At 56.9% G+C, this 16,130-nt stretch carries 14 protein-coding genes; 6 read left to right on the top strand and 8 right to left on the bottom strand.

The annotated features are described in order from the left end of the window. Positions 1-892 precede the first annotated feature (892 nt). Both ASE71_RS04475 and ASE71_RS04470 read right to left on the bottom strand, forming a co-directional pair. The gene (locus ASE71_RS04475; RefSeq protein ID WP_060519188.1) at positions 893-1,969 is read right to left on the bottom strand and encodes a GSU2403 family nucleotidyltransferase fold protein; all 1,077 of its coding nucleotides are present in this window, start codon (positions 1,967-1,969) and stop codon (positions 893-895) included. Positions 1,970-2,663: 694 nt separating this feature from the next. Beyond that, complete coding sequence (locus tag ASE71_RS04470) at positions 2,664-3,131, bottom strand: low affinity iron permease family protein (RefSeq protein WP_060519015.1); 468 nt, start codon at positions 3,129-3,131, stop codon at positions 2,664-2,666. A gap of 443 nt (positions 3,132-3,574) precedes the next feature. Here ASE71_RS04470 and ASE71_RS04465 point away from each other — a divergent pair, with 443 nt between their 5' ends. The 3 genes from ASE71_RS04465 (at position 3,575) to ASE71_RS04455 (ending at position 5,437) form a co-directional block, all read left to right on the top strand. Further along, positions 3,575-4,069 (top strand): ferritin-like domain-containing protein, encoded by a 495-nt coding sequence (locus ASE71_RS04465; protein WP_034799916.1) that lies wholly within the window; start codon positions 3,575-3,577, stop codon positions 4,067-4,069. Between the two features lie 143 nt (positions 4,070-4,212). Beyond that, entirely contained in the window at positions 4,213-4,695 is a 483-nt protein-coding gene (locus ASE71_RS04460; RefSeq protein ID WP_060519017.1) for a pyridoxamine 5'-phosphate oxidase family protein, read from the top strand. Between the two features lie 334 nt (positions 4,696-5,029). Continuing rightward, a complete protein-coding gene (locus ASE71_RS04455) occupies positions 5,030-5,437 on the top strand; it encodes an MgtC/SapB family protein (RefSeq protein ID WP_210333294.1) in 408 nt (135 codons plus the stop codon). A gap of 389 nt (positions 5,438-5,826) precedes the next feature. On the opposite strand, the gene ASE71_RS04450 is transcribed toward ASE71_RS04455, so the two are convergent. The 3 genes from ASE71_RS04450 to ASE71_RS04435 form a co-directional block, all read right to left on the bottom strand. Then, positions 5,827-7,569: an adenylate/guanylate cyclase domain-containing protein gene (locus ASE71_RS04450; RefSeq protein ID WP_060519021.1), complete on the bottom strand. Its 1,743-nt coding sequence runs from the start codon at positions 7,567-7,569 to the stop codon at positions 5,827-5,829. A 463-nt stretch (positions 7,570-8,032) separates the two neighbouring features. After that, entirely contained in the window at positions 8,033-8,335 is a 303-nt protein-coding gene (locus tag ASE71_RS34805) for a DUF982 domain-containing protein (protein ID WP_082566340.1), read from the bottom strand. A gap of 1,302 nt (positions 8,336-9,637) precedes the next feature. Continuing rightward, entirely contained in the window at positions 9,638-10,285 is a 648-nt protein-coding gene (locus tag ASE71_RS04435) for an MOSC domain-containing protein (RefSeq protein WP_060519025.1), read from the bottom strand. A 708-nt stretch (positions 10,286-10,993) separates the two neighbouring features. Between ASE71_RS04435 and ASE71_RS04430 the strand changes: the two genes are divergently transcribed. Further along, on the top strand, positions 10,994-13,072 hold the full coding sequence (locus tag ASE71_RS04430) for a methyl-accepting chemotaxis protein (protein WP_244496854.1): 2,079 nt from the start codon (positions 10,994-10,996) through the stop codon (positions 13,070-13,072). A 367-nt stretch (positions 13,073-13,439) separates the two neighbouring features. Next, positions 13,440-13,631 carry a hypothetical protein gene (locus ASE71_RS04425; RefSeq protein ID WP_034799920.1) on the top strand — a complete coding sequence of 64 codons (192 nt, stop codon included), beginning with the start codon at positions 13,440-13,442 and terminating at the stop codon, positions 13,629-13,631. A gap of 527 nt (positions 13,632-14,158) precedes the next feature. Here ASE71_RS04425 and ASE71_RS35570 read toward each other — a convergent pair. The 3 genes from ASE71_RS35570 to ASE71_RS04415 form a co-directional block, all read right to left on the bottom strand. Further along, positions 14,159-14,683: a hypothetical protein gene (locus tag ASE71_RS35570; protein ID WP_127890334.1), complete on the bottom strand. Its 525-nt coding sequence runs from the start codon at positions 14,681-14,683 to the stop codon at positions 14,159-14,161. 39 nt (positions 14,684-14,722) lie between these two features. Beyond that, positions 14,723-15,244: a hypothetical protein gene (locus ASE71_RS04420; RefSeq protein WP_127890335.1), complete on the bottom strand. Its 522-nt coding sequence runs from the start codon at positions 15,242-15,244 to the stop codon at positions 14,723-14,725. A gap of 91 nt (positions 15,245-15,335) precedes the next feature. Further along, positions 15,336-15,719, bottom strand: a complete 384-nt coding sequence (locus tag ASE71_RS04415) for a hypothetical protein (RefSeq protein ID WP_060519029.1) — start codon at positions 15,717-15,719, stop codon at positions 15,336-15,338. Between the two features lie 221 nt (positions 15,720-15,940). Between ASE71_RS04415 and ASE71_RS37315 the strand changes: the two genes are divergently transcribed. Next, positions 15,941-16,069: a hypothetical protein gene (locus ASE71_RS37315; protein WP_255382115.1), complete on the top strand. Its 129-nt coding sequence runs from the start codon at positions 15,941-15,943 to the stop codon at positions 16,067-16,069. Positions 16,070-16,130: the final 61 nt, after the last annotated feature.

Genomic DNA, 16,130 nt, shown 5'->3' with positions numbered 1-16,130 from the left:
GACGGCGCACGTCGGTTGGGGCTAACTGCGCGTCGTTCGCTTTGTCAGTCACCTTCCACCTCTCGGGCCAAGCTTTCCCTCAGCTTTGCGGCCGCTTCTGCTACTGCGGCCAAGTGGTGTTCAGAACTCATTTGCTCACGCGCGTGGCGCAAGGCGGGTCGCACCGCCTCGATCGATTTTCCAAAACGTGCCATCCATGGGTAGCGCGGCACCATCCAAAGATGGAAGTGGTGTGTCGTGTCTTCATTGTAGATGTAATACACGTGCTCGATACCCAGTTGGCGCTCCTGCTCACGTCTAATGCGTTGGACCAGTGGCGGAAATTCCGATGTTTCGGCTTAGCTCATTTCCGTCAAAAAGCAAAAATGCCTCTTTGCGGTGACGACGATTTGCCCGGGGATTGGATAGGCGACGTCCTGGTGAGCATGGAAAAAGCGTGTTTCTTGGACCGCGCCTCCAGGGACTGTTCGTCTTCCCGACGTAATCTCGCAACTCAAGCAACTCTCGCCCATCCCGATAACTCACATCCGATCGCTAATGTCTTTGCTCGTAACCGCACAGCTCGCTTGCTTGAAAAGGGATAAACTCTGACGGCAAGGGATGATGAGGCGGTCTGAACCATCGCCGGCAATCAACCGTGCTTTTGTCTGTCGTACGAAACCGCGCCCGCATGCGTCGGCGGCCTTGAGAGGTTCTCGAGGCCCTACTCCCGCTTCCCAAAGCTCTTTCCTCTCGATCTCGCAGCAGACCGAGGCACAGCCGGCGATCCGGCAGATGCTTGTCCTCGCCGTTCACGACTTGCTGGCTGACCTTCAGGACGACTTCCGACGGCTTGCCGCAACGCTGGCGAGGGCCGGGGTCGTAAGGGCTAAGGTTCGCGTTCATCTGTCGATCACCTTTTCAGCAGGCTTTCCACCACCTCGGGACCGAGAACCTTTTCGAGGGCTTTCACTCCGTTCTTGGGCAGTCTCGATAGGCCGCTGACAATGCCCTCTTTCCACGCATCTCCACGTTCCCATGCTTCCTCCCACGCATCGGCCAGTTCGTCCCCGTGGCGCGTCTCCACAAGCGCTTCGAAGAGCAAGGCGGCCTGCGACAGGTCTTTGTCCGCCTTCACGCGTCCTAGCGTGTCCGTCAGCCTACGCGAAGACACGATCAGCTTGTGGACGGCATACCTCTCGGGAGCGGGGACAAGGACGTTCACGCCCTCGCGGAAGAGAAGCACCGTCCGGACGGGCTCGTAGATGAGATAGTCCAAGAACCGGAGGTTTTCCGCCGACGCGCCGCCGAGGGCGGGCATGGGCGACGGCTTGCCAGTATATTCGTCCGATCCTCGGTTTCCAGTCGGGAACTCCACCCGATAACCCTTGGCGTTCTGGAAGGCCACCACCTTGGCTTTGTCAGCCTGGTGCGGAACCGCTCGGAAGTCGGGATCGACCGACTTGAGGATTTCGAGGATAGGCGGCAGGCTGTCTTGGACCCCAGCCGAGATTGCGAAGTCCTGCGCGAAGTCCGCGTCGCCTGTCTGCATAACCGCCGAGGGAAGGCGGACGCCTAGCATCCCCGCATAGGTGCTGAATGCGACTGACCCGATAAGCACGGCCCGCAACCGAAACAATCCGGCGTCGGCTAGGGCTTTCGTGACGTCGCCCGCAAACTGATCGGGACCGGGGAGGCCAGCGCGGCGCAGCGTGCTCACCATGCGCCTCCGCTCCCGGATATTGTCCTTGATTTCCTTGTGGGCCTTCACCCGCTCCGTGATCGCTTCGTCGCTCGCGGGACCGACGTAGCTTCGCTTGTCTTTGCCCTCGGGGGTAGGGAGATCAAAATACCAGTAATCGCGATCTTTGACGGTCACGCTCACGAACCATCCCTCCAAGGGGAAGTCCGCCACGAATTGAGCATCGAGCGTCCGTTGCGCCAGCTCCGCGAACATCGTCCGATAGCTGATGTCGATCTCTTTCATCATTGGTGTTTCCTTCTCGAGTGCGGCGGCCCTCTCGGCGACAAGTTCGGCCATCACTTGGTCGAAGCTCCGTTTCCTTCTGCTGATGAATAATCTTCGCTCATCTCACACCGCTGTTATAAGTCTCTGCCAAGACCTTATAACGATGCGCGGCTTTGTCAACGTTATAAGTCTTTGCCAAAACCTTATAACGGGTTGGCTGCTACGAAAAAACCCCGGAAGACCGGGGTTAGAGTGATGCACGTTGTGTTCTGTTTCGAGCACTGACGATGCTGACTGTGGTGCCGACTTTCGCTTTGCACTGCGCAAAGCTGGATGCAGCGCTCATCAGGATGGCGGCCGTGGTGATCGCTAACGTTTTCATCTGATTGCTCAATTCAGGTAGTAGATTTTCGTTCGTTCCGGTTCGGTGGCCTTGAGGCCGTCTAGCTCGCAGCTGAAGACGGCTGCATATTGCGGGACTGAGAAGCCGTCCTCTGCCCCTTTGACAACGAACGAGATAGTCGTGATCGGTTTTCCTTAGAGTTCCTTTCAGACGATGATGGCGGCTTCGGGATAATGATCAACAAGCCGAATTTACTGCCCTCCGCACGATAGCTATCGCGTTCGCAATGGTCGCTTGGATGAACATCTACGACCGCCATGGATCATGGAGAACAACTCGCGCCTGTCGGCGTCCGACACTGGGCCACATTTATCAACGACCCGAGGTGCTTGCTTGAGACGGATTCTCGATATCCTCTCGATTGAAGGCCGGCTTCGACCGATTTTCTCTTGCGTTTCGTTCGGCATGGGCGCTCTGAAGCATTGCATGCGAGCGCTGGGCAGCCTTCTCGCATCGAGCATGCAGCTCCTGTAGCTCCTTGTCCGTCAGTTTCTCGATACCGACGAATTCGTTTTCGGCATCCGTAAACAATATGATTTCGTCGAGTTTGGCCTGCAGCGCCGCCCCATCTCGATTTTGGGTATTTTGAATGAGAAACACCATGAGGAACGTGACGATCGTTGTTCCCGTGTTTATCACTAGTTGCCACGTCTCGGAGAAGCCAAAGAAGGGGCCCGACAGTGCCCAAGCAAGAACCGTGATCACACAGACGATGAAGGCAAGCGGGCTGCCTGTTGCGTGTGCGGTTGCGGTGGCGAACCTTGCAAAGAAACGATCCATGGTCAGGCCTGCGTGCGATGTCGTTGGCCTACAGCGGGTTTACGACAAAACGGGGCACAGCCATGCTTGTTCCCGATGCTGCGAAGATTTGAGATGTTCTTAATTGCTTCCAGTGTTCTGGTCTTTGCGGGTGCGAACAACTGAACTCTTCACGCCGAGTTCGTAGTGTTCTCCAAGGCATGAATTTATCCTACCGACCAGGTGAGCGAATTGCGCTACCCCATCGTCTCATGAACGATCCCGGCGGTTTGCGCTCTGAAAGGGTCGTGCGTGAGCCCTCATCATCAGTGCTTCTTTCCAAGTTTGTAGGTGTCGAGGCGTCTGATCGCCCGCCGCGATTAAATGTGCCGATCGTACGGATGGTATGGTTTGGCGACGAGAAGTGGAACGATTCCTCCGTAAAATGCTTTCTCTCCTGCATTCACCTGCCAAGGAGAGAACCATTGAAATCGCTGGCTGAAATTTTCGAGCATACACTGCAGGATATCTATTTCGCTGAGAACGCCATCACCAAGGCACTTCCAAAGGTTGCTAAGGCAGCCAACAGCGCTGAACTGAAAAAAGCGGCCGAAGAACACCTCTCGGAAACCAAAGACCAAATCAAGAAATTGGAGCAGGTTTTCAAGTCGATCGGCAAGACGGCGTCTGGTGAAAAATGCGATGCCATCGAAGGGCTGATCAAGGAGGCCGACGGTTTGATGAAAGAGGCCGAAGGAACAGCTCTCGATGCCGGACTACTGGCCGCTTGCCAAGCTGTCGAGCACTACGAGATCGCGCGCTATGGCTCTCTTCGTGAGTGGGCCAAGGATCTTGGTCATGATGAGGCGCACAAACTTCTGAGCGAGATTCTCGACCAGGAGAAGGCTACGAACAACAAGCTCACCAACCTCGCCGTGACGTCGATCAACAAAACATCGAAGCGATCCAAGGCGGCCTAATCGCCAAGGGGCGGCCGCGCCCTTTAAAACGGCGCGGCTGGCCGCGGCGCAACCTCTGCAGTTGTCGCTCCGGCAAGGTGAGCCGGTTTCGTGGATTGTCATTCCAGAGCCGTCGTTTTCTTTGGCTCAAAGGAGAAAAGCGTATGACTTACATCGAGGACGACAACGGCGAGGTCTGGGACCTTGCCGAAAAGATCGGGTTCTGCATGCTCACCACTCAATCCGGCGCGGACCTTAAGGCCAGGCCAATGTCGGCCTACATCGAGCGGGTTGAGAACGCCCTGTATTTCTTGACCGACGTCAAGAGCCACAAAGATGACGAGGTCGCGCGCCATCCAAATGTCTGCCTGGCTTTCGCCGACACGAAGAAGCAAAAGTATGTGTCGATTTCGGGCGTAGCCGAGGTACAGAACGACCGCGAGAAGATCCGGGATCTCTGGTCAACTCCTGCCAAGGCATGGTGGGACAGCCCCGACGATCCCTCCATTCGCATTCTCAAAGTTACGCCAAGCTCGGCAGAATACTGGGACAGTCCCGGCACTGTGATCAGCTACATCAAGATGGTAGCGGCAGCCGTCACCAGCGCCAAACCGGACATGGGCGAAAACGCCAAAGTGCGGATGTAGGTATTGGCGGGCCGACGTGGCCTGTCATCTTTGTCGCCTGAGATTACCTCATGAAATCGGTGATGCGGCGGCTTGGCGCGATCGCTCATCTTTTCAACGGGCAGGAAAACGTCTTTCCGCTGATCGCCTCATAATTCCAGACGCGCTGCTGGCGTTATCCGCCGCCACGGCAATTGAACCTCAGGTCGAGACCTGGCGAAAACAGCCGTTGCGCAGGCCATTCTCGTCGGCGCTTCAATTGATCGGCTGCGACATTTAAGGGGAAGTACGTGTGACGGATTGGCTTTTATCTGTTGGTGTGAAACTCGACATTTTTCCGCATCTGGCAGCTTTGATGGTGGCCTACATCCTTGCTCTGCCGATCGGCTGGGATCGCGAACAAAACGAACGAAGCGCTGGTCTTCGCACATTTCCGTTGGTCGCCATCGCCGCATGTGGGTTTATACAGGCTGCAGAGACGGTCATACTTGGCAACGCCGAGGCCACCGCGCGCGTGGTTGAAGGTCTGATCAACGGTGTCGGTTTCATCGGTGGCGGCGCAATCCTTGTCGGCAAGCTCGGCACTCGCGGGACCGCCACGGCGGCGAGCATCTGGGCGACCGGCGCAATCGGCGTCGCCGTGGGGCTCGGATCCTACGATACCGCCATCGTTCTATCGATCGTCACGTTCGCAACGTTGAAAGTTATGACAAATTTCAAGTCACCGAGAAACGAAGCCCTGGCACCGCGGGAAAAGGATTGAGTTAGCGCCATTGTCATATGGCACGAGAGATCCAGCCCTAATCATCGCATGTCCGGATTCCCAGCTTACCACCGGCGCGAGGCTGAATTTCCTGCGGCTACGAGCAAGCGTTTAGGACGGTCGATCCAACCGTCCCGCGTCCCAACCTCTCGTGCAAGCAATGCTGGACCACCTCAGCGCGGCCGGAGCAAGCCAAGCTATTGGCACCGGCCAAGATAGTCTGACTAACGTTACCTGCTGCGGACGCGCTCTCATGGCTCGAGAGCGTTGTGCCTAGGCGGCGCACGTTCGATCAGGCGACCGCAAATCTCGCGCGCACCGGTCTTCCTCCTGGTAATGCTCGACGTTCGGTGTTTGCCGCTCGATCCGCCGCGAAACCTCGGCTTTCTTCACTCTGGCAATCCGGCCATGCGATAGCCTTCGATAAAGCGCTGGACTGTTTGTGGATCGCGAGCAGGTTGGGCCGCGGCCCAGTGGGAGATGGTGAATTTCGGAGCCATTGCCATGAAAAGTGCTGCTTCCCGCATTGCCTCGTCTGTGCGACCGAGTTGGGCAAGGCTGGCCGCCAGTATGCGGCGTGAGGGGCTGCGGTAAATCGCCTCCATGCGCAAGATCTTGACGGCTTCTTCATATTGGCAAGCAGCGTAATGGGCGAATCCAAGTTGCCAATAGTACCAGCCTGGCGGGTGCGGGTTGAGCCGAAGCGCCCTTTGGGCCAGTTCGACCGCTTCCGATCCGCGCCCAGCGAAGGCCACAAGTTCTGAACGGATGGCTAGGGCATCTGCATTGTTTGGTTCCAGCGTAAAGGTGGTTGCGAAGGCTTGATCAGATTCGGACCAGCGTTTTTCGTAAGCCCATAGATATCCGACGAACCAGTGACTGGCAGCATCGCCTTCGTCCAACGCAACTGCTTTGTGAGCTAGCTCAAAGGCCCTTGAGCGGTTCTCTTGGGTGGGTTCGATGCCTTGCGCCCATAATTGCCAATAAACAAAAGCCAGACAACGAAATGCCTCTCCATACTCGGCATCGATGGAGACTGCGTGGTTCAAGAGTATCTTGGCCTCGCGCAGCGCTTCTGGGGAACTGTTGAACGCTGAGATCAGAATTCGCCCCCTGACACAAAGATCATATGCTTCCAAGCTCTTCGGACGTTTGCGTGACGGTGGTCGCGCCAAGCGTCCAACGAGGGCCTCGACAATCTTGTCTGTGACTTCGTCCTGGAGACCGAAAATGTCTTCGAGATTTCGGTCGAAACGTTCGGCCCAGATGTGATCGCCGCAAGCGGCATCGATGAGTTGGACGTTGATGCGCACGCGACCGCCGGCGCGACGAGCGCTGCCTTCCAAGATGTAGCGAACACCCAGTTCGCGTGCGACTGCTCGAACGTCAGGTGATTTTCCCTTGTAAGCAAACGTCGAATGCCGGGCAATGACGAACAAGCCGGGATTTCTGGAAAGGTCGGTGATCAGGTCTTCTGTCAAACCATCCGTGAACACGTCCTGTTCGGGCTGACCGCTGAAGTTGGTGAACGGTAGCACGGCGAGGGACGGCCGCGCAGGCAGAGACAACTCTGTATCTTGTCCGTAGACCTTCAAGGCTGCGGGGTCGTAGAGCACACGATATACATGAACTTCCTCGGCGATATTTTTCAGGGATTTCGGGCCGAGATCATCGAAGCTGAGCGCGAGCTTCCGCTTGACTTGGTCGTGGATCGCCGCGGACAGGTAGATGGCGCCTGGGTCGGCAAGGCTTTGTAGCCGGGCGGCGATGTTGACGCCATCGCCATAAAGGTCGCTGCCATCTATCAGGACATCGCCGAGATTGATTCCGATGCGCAAGACGACATGGCGCGTCTCGGGCAAGGCAGCATTGGCGGCCTGCATCTTCCGCTGCAACTCAATCGCTCCGGCCAAGGCATTGACCGCGCTTGGAAACTCAATGAGAACACCGTCACCCATCAATTTGACGATGCGGCCGCCATGCGCACCTACGATAGGCTGGAGGATTGTCGTCCGACGCTCCTTCAGCGCTGCGAGCGTGGCGATTTCATCCTCCTCCATCAATCGGGAGTAGCCAACAACGTCCGCGACGACGATAGCGGCGAGGCGGCGATGAATGTGTTTTTCGGCCATTGAGCAGAAGGTTCCTCACTAGTTGCAAAGTGCAACGCGGTTATCTTTGCGGCCTGAGATTTTCGGCCACGATGACCCCGTTTGGAAGCATACGCCTGTTGCAATCGGCACGACAGGCGCATGCTGACGTGCCCGGCTTCTTCAAGCCGCAACACGTGACAAAGACGCAGAGGAGGGATGTGCTGCACCTATTGATCGCGTGTTCTTGCGACAAGCCGGCGAACAAATGGCCGCGTCGGCCCGTTCAGCGACAGTTGCGCGGAGAAGAAAAACGAGCGACAAGTTCGGGAGGGCGATTGCAAGGGGTAGAGGCGAAGACCCACAATGAAGCAAGCGGAGAGCGCACGTTCGTGGTCGATCTCGCCGGTACGGATGCCGTGGACTCCGGGATTTTCACCTGGGATATCGTCCGGGACCTCGCCTACAGAGATTCGCGGAACTAGTTCCGAAGCGGTACTCCTGGTCAGGCCAGTGGCTTGCCGTGAGGTCCCGAACGCGCATGATAGTGGGCAGCGACGCCTGACGTTTGCATATTAGCCTCCATGCACGCACCAATGAAGGCCTCGCGCGCGACTGCAGAGGGAACCGAACGGTTCAGCGCGCCCCGGCATGTCGTCACGGCTCGTTCATAGCCCTGTCCGTGCCTTATCGGCCATTCATGCTCTAGAAAATCCAGCGCGTCGTAAACTGATGCGAATAGGCGGTTCGTTCCTGACTGTAAGCGAACAGATAATGGAACCGCCCAAAGTACCTCAGGAAGGCGCATGATGTCCCCCTTCCGTATCCTAACAGTTTGATAAAATAGAAATAAACTATAGATGACACTATACAGGTAGGGGCTTCGTTCTTCAACGCCCATGCACTAGTCATCTCGGGCGGCAACCTAGTACGTTCGCCGTACGGGGTGGCGAGAACTCCGTTCTGGAGGTATCAGCTACCGGCCAAGGGCCCTTCAAAGCGCCACCTTCGTCGTCTCAAAATCGATAGACAAAGAGTTATGGCGTCTGGGGCCTCCACGGAGACATCACTGTCAGTTGGCCGCCCGCTTGAGCCCCCAGATACGCATGAGTTCATTCGGCCCTGAAATGCCGGCGTTGCGGACGGATGGGTCGGCCGAGTTCCTTTTGGTCTGTCCCACCGCACGGGCAAACCATGTCCGAAGCCGTCCAAAAGGTAGTACGACAGCTGGATTTGCTTGGGCCCTTCCAGCGGCTCAGCGTACCCCACTCTTTTTCCTGTACTCGTCCGGACTGGGGCGCAATCTTCAGCACGTTCAGCGCTGTAAAAAAAAACGCCCGCGTCGGCATTATGAGGGTCGACGACCCTTGTACAGTGCCAGATGGACATGGGCGGCCAGTCTTTCTGCGTCGGCGAGCCCGCACCAGATCACCCCTTTCGTCAGGCGATCGGATGGTGGCCGTTTCCATCTCACGCATTGCCCCACCCGTGGAAATACGACCAAATAAACACGGGATCGATAGACGCCGTGACTGCGGCAGGTGTGTTCAAAAATCTGTCGGATCAACGTTGCCATTTTCTCGGAACAAGTGCTGCCTGTTCGACGTTGAGCGACATTCGTCGGCTTCCACGGCCTTATAGGACGCGTGAGGCGACCAGCACATGCAGGACGGTAGTTAACGATGACACACGGCAATCAAGAGGCAATCGCTGGGAAAACATGCGTCACTCCAAAACCCACTCGCGCGCGCTCAGTCGAACCTTTCGAGACAGTCTACAACGGCCACTACGATCTCACGGAATTTATTGCCATCTACAAGTTACAACCTTTGGAAGCCCGCGAGATCCTGGAACGCATAGGCCCCTCACGGACGAAGCTCGACGCATACATGAATGAGCTTCGCGTTCAGGCCCAGAAGTAGTCAAAAGTCGCCCACGTCCTCGATCGTTCGGTGTGACGACCGCGATCAGCAAGTGCTCCGTCTGAACGACTCAACCGCGCCGGCGCTCGTTAAGCGGAGGGGGATGGGGTCGGAGGCAAGTGTGGATGAGCCTCCGGCGGCACTATGGGCGACCAAGAGACGGATACCAGGCCACACTGCGTACCATCCTAAAACTTGATCAGGCCGTTCGAAAGAAAGGCCCGCAGCTTGGCGTGCACCGGCACGGACTGATAGAGGGCAATTAGTTCTGGCGACCCCCTCTTGCCATGGTGTCTTGCCATCTCTGTCATCGAGACGCGCTCTCCGGCGTAAGGCACGTACCGCACGAGCGCTCCTGCGGTGACGTAGCCGGGGTGAATAACACGGCAGTAAAAGCCGGGGCGAGCGACCTTTTTGTATAGTTTGGGAAAGCCATGATCTCCCATTCTATCCGCAAGTACTCGGCACGGCATCCGGGGCGCTGTTACTTCCATCACGAGATCGCCTATTAGGAGACGGTCGCCCACCGACACGATCTGGTTGTCCAAACCTGCAATACACAGATTTTCGCCAAATAGCCCGTGATTGATAGGCTTGTTGAGCGCCCTTTGCCACCAAAGGCGGGTTAGGTTTCCTTCAACGTAAACCGCCTGCTCGGGACCGCCGTGGTATTTTCCATTACAAACGGCGTCGTCTGCAAGACCCTCGAACCCAACGAAGACCGTTTCGCCTGTTGGGTGCTTGTTGATCCCGGTTTTCATCTTCTTGCCGGGTCTTTCTTCGGGTTTGCCAATGCACACCGCCAACACCTTCAGATCTCGCGTTGCGGCCTTCATGTACAGCCAACCTCCTCAATGATGCGCTTGCTCTCCCAGCGGTGCCTCATCCGCGAGCGCGCTTTGTGCCTGCCACCTTTCACGGTTGTTATGGAACCTCCTTTCTTCAACGGGCGCAACATCGACCATCGATCCTCATAGCGAGGTAGGCGAGTGTTTGGCGCGACGCCCACTTCATCTCTACACGAAGGCGGCAGGGTCGGTATCAAATCTAGGGGAGGGGGAGAACGACGCAGTCTTCGAAAGGCGAACGTTTCTCGCTCGCTCCACTAAACAGTTGGAACCGCCGCCAGTTCCTATCCTCGCAATGAGCGTGCCGCCGGTTGCGTAAGCGTTCGGCTTCGCTTGCGCTCGAATTGAGCGATTTGAAGATGGGCGCCACGACCTGCGGGCGCCCCAGGGGAGCGGTGCTGCGCAAGTTTATATTTGCGGGGGGCATAAGAACAAGGTCTCGCCCGAAAATTGTATTTTCCATCGGTGAAACCAAAATCTGCGTTCCTCGCCGTTTGTGGGTGGAAATTGTCCCGGTTAACACAATCGAATAAACTACAAATTCACTTGATAATTATTGCAACTCAAAGGTGAGGTTGCTGACTATGCTGATGCCGTCTCGTATCAGTGACCCCATTATCCGTTCAATAACCAATTTATTCTATAGGATACTTGCTTCGGGCAATGCAGCCCGGTCCACCTGCTTTCATGTGAGGTATGGCCACTGGCGATAGAAATGAGTTCGGCACGCCAGCAGCGATATCCACATCAGGAATCGTCTTCATGAGAATTAAGAGCCAATTTATCGTTCTGGCATCGGTCACCGGTATGACCATGGCTGGCCTCATCACCAGTCTTTGGGGCTACGCGGGTGCAGCAGCTGATGTTACGCGGGCTTACGACCAGAAATATCACTCGTACATGCTGGCTGACAACTTCCGGCAATCGTCGGATGATTTGACTCGCCTCGTGCGTACCTACGCCGAGACGGGGGACCCTTCCTTCAAGGACCAATACAATGCGGTCGTTGAAATCCGCAATGGAACGCGACCGCGGCCCGAAGACTATCACCGCATCTATTGGGATTTCGTCGCAGGCGGGGACGCAAAGCCGCGTCCTGACGCAACGGCTGTTTCTATGCAAGATCTGATGCAGCAGGCTGGTTTCACCAAAGAGGAATTCGCCCTCCTCGGCGAGGCGGGAAAGCGCTCTGATGCGCTGATCAAGCTTGAAACCGAGGCGATGGCGCTCGTTGACAACGCCGCCAAACTTGGCCCCGAAGCCAAGAGCAAGGCGACGAAAATGCTGAACTCGCCGGACTATCACCGATTCAAGGCCGAGATCATGAAGCCGGTGGATGCCTTCTATGTGAAACTGGAGCATCGCACGCAAGCGGCCGTCGACGAGGCCAGTGTCAAGGCATCGTTCTATTGGATGCTCATCACCATCGCCATGTCCGCTTTGGCGCTCATGCTTTTCATCGTCGGATTCGTCACCTTCAAACGAATTATCGGGGGCATGTACAAGCTTGGGACTTCCATGGGCCTCGTTGCTGAGGGTCAACTGGACGCGCAGATCGAACTTGCTCGCAATGCCGACGAAATCGGCGACATGGGCAAGGCCCTCGAAGTCTTCCGCCAGGGCGCGATCACCAACCGGCGGCTTGAGCAGGAAGCTCAGGAAAGCCGCAAACGCGCCGAAGTCGAGCGCATTGCGATGCAGGAAAAGGCCGAAAATGATGCCGCTGAACGCTTGCGCGTCGCAACGTCGGGCCTTGCAGCCGGCCTCAAGAGACTGGCATCAGGCGATCTGGCCTTCCAGATTAACGATGCCTTCGCGCAGGATTTTGAGACACTTCGCCACGATTTCAATCAGTCCGTTGCTCAACTCGGCACGACCCTTGTGCAGATTTCCGGGTCAATTTCGACCCTCGATACCGGCACGCGCGAGATCGCGGTCGGAACCGACGACCTTTCGAAACGGACCGAGCAACAGGCTGCGTCGCTCGAAGAGACCGCGGCGGCGCTTGACCAGATTACAGTCAACGTCGCCAATTCCTCCAAGCGAACTGAGGAGGCAAAGGGGGTTGCAAGCCGCGCCAACCGTTCGGCAGCCGAATCCGCCCAGGTCGTATCCCACGCCGAAGAGGCCATGCGAAAGATCGAGGAAAGCTCACAGCAGATTTCCAACATCATCGGCGTTATCGACGAGATCGCTTTTCAGACGAACCTCCTCGCTCTCAACGCCGGCGTTGAGGCGGCCCGGGCGGGAGAAGCCGGCAAGGGCTTTGCGGTCGTTGCCCAGGAAGTTCGAGAACTCGCCCAGCGTTCTGCACAGGCTGCCAAGGAAATCAAAGGCCTGATCGACAACTCTTCCGCAGAGGTGGACAACGGTGTGAAACTCGTCCGTGACGCAGGCTCTGCGTTGAAAACGATCAGTGGCTTCATTGTTGAAATCAACACCCACATGGAATCGATCGCCACATCTGCGAAAGAGCAGTCCGCCGGGCTTGCCGAAGTCAACACCGCAGTTAACGCGATGGATCAGACGACGCAGCAGAATGCGGCAATGGTGGAGCAGTCCAATGCGGCTTCCAACACACTTGCGAATGAGGCGGTGCGCCTCAGAGGACTTGTCAGCCAATTCAAACTCCAAGGCGCAACTCAGAGTCCCTTGGCGAACGGGCGAACGACCACAAGAAACGACAGCTCTCAGCCGCATCGGTCGACGCGTAGGACGGCAGCCTACCACGGCAATGCAGCACTCGATGTCAGCAGCGACTGGCAGGAGTTCTGAGCCGCCCGGCCGTCAAAGCAGGTAGAAATACGGGCCTGGCAAGTTTGCCAGGTTTGCTGGCTGCTTTTAGCTGGCGCCCTTCTGTGGTTCCAAGGTGCGACGTTGACCATTTCAGGATCCATGGTCAACGTCGTTCAATTTGGATCGCAGCTAGGTCTCGGTATGGCGGAACACAACGCATGCGGGCACCTGCAGCACTGCTCAGTCACAGGAAATCGACTTGCGGGAAACCCGCGATCCGATGCCACTGAATTTAGTTTGCTCCTCACCAATCGTTTACTTCCTAACGGCTGCTCCATGAGTATCATCGCCTTGATGCCGGGGGCGGCGTCATTCGGGGCAATTTGTCGTCTTGGGAGAGCAACAAATGAACCTGGAGAATTCGAGCATCGCACCGAACGACGTTGCGCTGCTCCAAAGCGTGCTTGACGCATGGTGCCGTCATCAAAAGATCAGCCGAAAAGACGCCACAGCGGAAGCGAAAATCCTCATCAACGAGTATCGAAGAGGCGTTCGTTCTCAGATCGGGTTGATCGACGCGCTCGCCAAGCAGCAGTAGGAGCCGATGGCTTCCCATCGGCCATTTCGCGGGAACAGTTGCTGAGGGTGCATCGGCGCCATCAGCTTTTGGACCCTTCGCAAGCCGTCATCGTTCCACCGGATTGCTGCAACATCGAAGTTGGAGCAGTCTGCCCGCGGACGTCGCCCTCTGACGGGCCGCGTCCAATAGCGCTGCGAAGTACTTCCTGCCTCCCAGCCACTTGCACAGAGGTCGCCGAGTGGGGTTCAGGATTAACGAGGTGCGAGGCAGTCCTCACAAATGCCGCAACCGTCGACATCCATCAGTGAGGCGAGGTGCTTCTGTTGGCAACAGAGGCACACTACGGTATCGGACGTGTTTCGTGGCTCGCGTTCAGGCGGAAGAATTTCGATCTGTCGGTCAGAACTGGCACGGGTTGTCTGTCGATTCATCTCGGGGCTCCATGTCGAAGACGCCACAGAGATAGGAAGCCGTTAAACCGACGCAAGATGTCGATCGCGACGCTCCTTAAAGCGGGACCAAGATGGGGGCGATCCAGCTCGCATTTAATGCGCCTCAAACCGATCCAGCATACTCTGAAGTACCGCATTTTCCTGTCGAAGCTTCCGAACCAGACGCTTTTTCAGCCGGAGGTTTGCATCCTGGAGTGACGCCAGCTCGTCAACAGTGACTGCAATTGCAATGTGCACTGACTTTGTTGGCACGCGCCGCGCCAAACCCGTCGAACGAGGACGCTTCGAACGCTCGGGCGGCTTTACCGGGAAGGTGGCGTTGGCTGACGCATCTGCCGAGCTTGTCTTGGGGACGACACTCTCTTCTGGCACTTCTGGTTGACTAGCGGTTGTTGGGGCATCATCGACCGCCGCAGCCACTGAATTGAGCGGTTCCGTAACCTCCGGTGGCTGGTCACCAATTCGAGCTTCAGCAAGAAACAGATGTGGGACTTCGGCCTCCGCCTCACGCACAAATGCCTTCAGATCGGTGTCGCCCCAAATAGAGGCTGGTCGACCTGTCGAACGTCGGCGCGCCGATTTCACTTCGACAATGAACTTTCGCTGTTGTGGCTTCATCGATATCCAGGGACCAAAGCTGGTTCAGCGCGTAAAGCGTCAAAATCGCTCTAGCATCTTCTTGAGTTGGGCGTTCTGTAGCACCAGCTTCTCCGAAAGCTGACGCCTTAGCATTCTTATTTCCTCATCCAGGGCGGCCACGTCATCGGCTAAAGAGATCGGCTGCTTGGGAGCACGGAGGCTCGGTGAGCCATACTCGACCCGAGGATCCACCGCAACGGAGGCGCTTGATCTCTTGTCTCTTGTTTGCCGTCGGTGTGGTTTGCGTGCGGGTCGATCCGCCTGCTCGGGCGCCTGACCGCCCAAAAGGTTTGTGCTGTGGCTGGCGGTCTCGAAATCAACCGCATTTGCTCCGCCGGTCCGGACATTGTTTTTGACTTCGCTCGGCTCCGGGTCGGCAGCGTTTGTGACCGCATCCGTCGTTTGAGTGCTTGCAGGAGGATCCATTCCTGCCAAGGGCGCATCCGAGCTTTCGCTCACGGGCTCCGATATAGATTCCCGGGGCTCGACAGCTCTGCCTCTTGAGGTCAGATCAAGTAAGAACTTCCATGGTGATTTCATGATATCTCGTCATCCAGGATTGCGCCATGCCATCTCCGAAGGATGCTTTGACGAAGACCGATCGCGTAGACGATCGGTCTTTCATTAACACTCAGCTGAGCCCGAGCCGCTTGCGCAACTCAGCATTCTCGGCCCGCAACTTATCGCCGAGCTCCCGGCGAAGCCGCGAATTCTCTTTCTCCAGCTGAAGAAGATCCGCGATCTCGTCATGTACTTGCGATTGCGCGGCCGTCCTCTTGTCGTCGTTCTTCCTTGCGGCGTTTGCCCTTGCGGCGCGCTTCGGTTGACTTGCAGTTTTCGCCTCGGCCGAAGTTTCCTTGCGCTTCCGGCCTTTCCCGGCGCTCGGTGCGGGGCTTGACTCTGCCGTGGCAGCGTCCACTTTTTTTGCTCGTGGTCCGCGCTTCTTAGGCGCTGCCACTTCCGCCGGAGCGGTCGCAGTAACCTGGTTGTCGTCCAATTTGACCTCATCTGCCATAAGTCTATTTCCTCTCTGCGGATCGAAAGCATTTGTCCGACGCGCGAAATATGACAGCCACACCACCCGCGGTCGAGACATCAACGATATCAGTGCTACATTGCGCGAGGCCGACCGAGGCAAGTTTGCCAGCGACGAAGATGTGGCGACGTTGTCGGAAGGAAGTCAAGTCTGCCCGTCAATCATGAGTGGGGAGCCTATCCGCTGGTTAGGGCTCTGCAGTGCTTGATGAGATCGGCGCGCTTATCGAGAAGGGCGATCCGGATGTGACGCCTCGCGTGGTGGAAAAGACATCGTCGACATTGCCCGATCGCTGGCGCGTGCGCAAACGCCTCGATAGCGCCTGGTAAGGAGCATGCATCCAGCGAGTTGGACCTGCTCGGGACTAGGCTCGATTGCTTGACTTGGGCC

The organism is Ensifer sp. Root954 (assembly GCF_001429005.1).
GTDB classification, from domain to species: domain Bacteria; phylum Pseudomonadota; class Alphaproteobacteria; order Rhizobiales; family Rhizobiaceae; genus Ensifer; species Ensifer adhaerens.
Note: the sequence above shows the minus strand (reverse complement) of the source record. Positions and strands in the feature narration are given on the sequence as shown.

Coding starts and splice junctions, on each gene's coding strand:
- ASE71_RS04460 (WP_060519017.1), top strand. CDS start 4,213: ATGACTTACATCGAGGACGACAACGGCGAGGTCTGGGACCTTGCCGAA.
- ASE71_RS04450 (WP_060519021.1), bottom strand. CDS start 7,569: ATGGCCGAAAAACACATTCATCGCCGCCTCGCCGCTATCGTCGTCGCG.
- ASE71_RS04475 (WP_060519188.1), bottom strand. CDS start 1,969: ATGATGAAAGAGATCGACATCAGCTATCGGACGATGTTCGCGGAGCTG.
- ASE71_RS04430 (WP_244496854.1), top strand. CDS start 10,994: ATGGCCACTGGCGATAGAAATGAGTTCGGCACGCCAGCAGCGATATCC.
- ASE71_RS04455 (WP_210333294.1), top strand. CDS start 5,030: ATGGTGGCCTACATCCTTGCTCTGCCGATCGGCTGGGATCGCGAACAA.
- ASE71_RS04435 (WP_060519025.1), bottom strand. CDS start 10,285: ATGAAGGCCGCAACGCGAGATCTGAAGGTGTTGGCGGTGTGCATTGGC.
- ASE71_RS04420 (WP_127890335.1), bottom strand. CDS start 15,244: ATGAAATCACCATGGAAGTTCTTACTTGATCTGACCTCAAGAGGCAGA.
- ASE71_RS04415 (WP_060519029.1), bottom strand. CDS start 15,719: ATGGCAGATGAGGTCAAATTGGACGACAACCAGGTTACTGCGACCGCT.
- ASE71_RS34805 (WP_082566340.1), bottom strand. CDS start 8,335: ATGCGCCTTCCTGAGGTACTTTGGGCGGTTCCATTATCTGTTCGCTTA.
- ASE71_RS04425 (WP_034799920.1), top strand. CDS start 13,440: ATGAACCTGGAGAATTCGAGCATCGCACCGAACGACGTTGCGCTGCTC.
- ASE71_RS35570 (WP_127890334.1), bottom strand. CDS start 14,683: ATGAAGCCACAACAGCGAAAGTTCATTGTCGAAGTGAAATCGGCGCGC.
- ASE71_RS04470 (WP_060519015.1), bottom strand. CDS start 3,131: ATGGATCGTTTCTTTGCAAGGTTCGCCACCGCAACCGCACACGCAACA.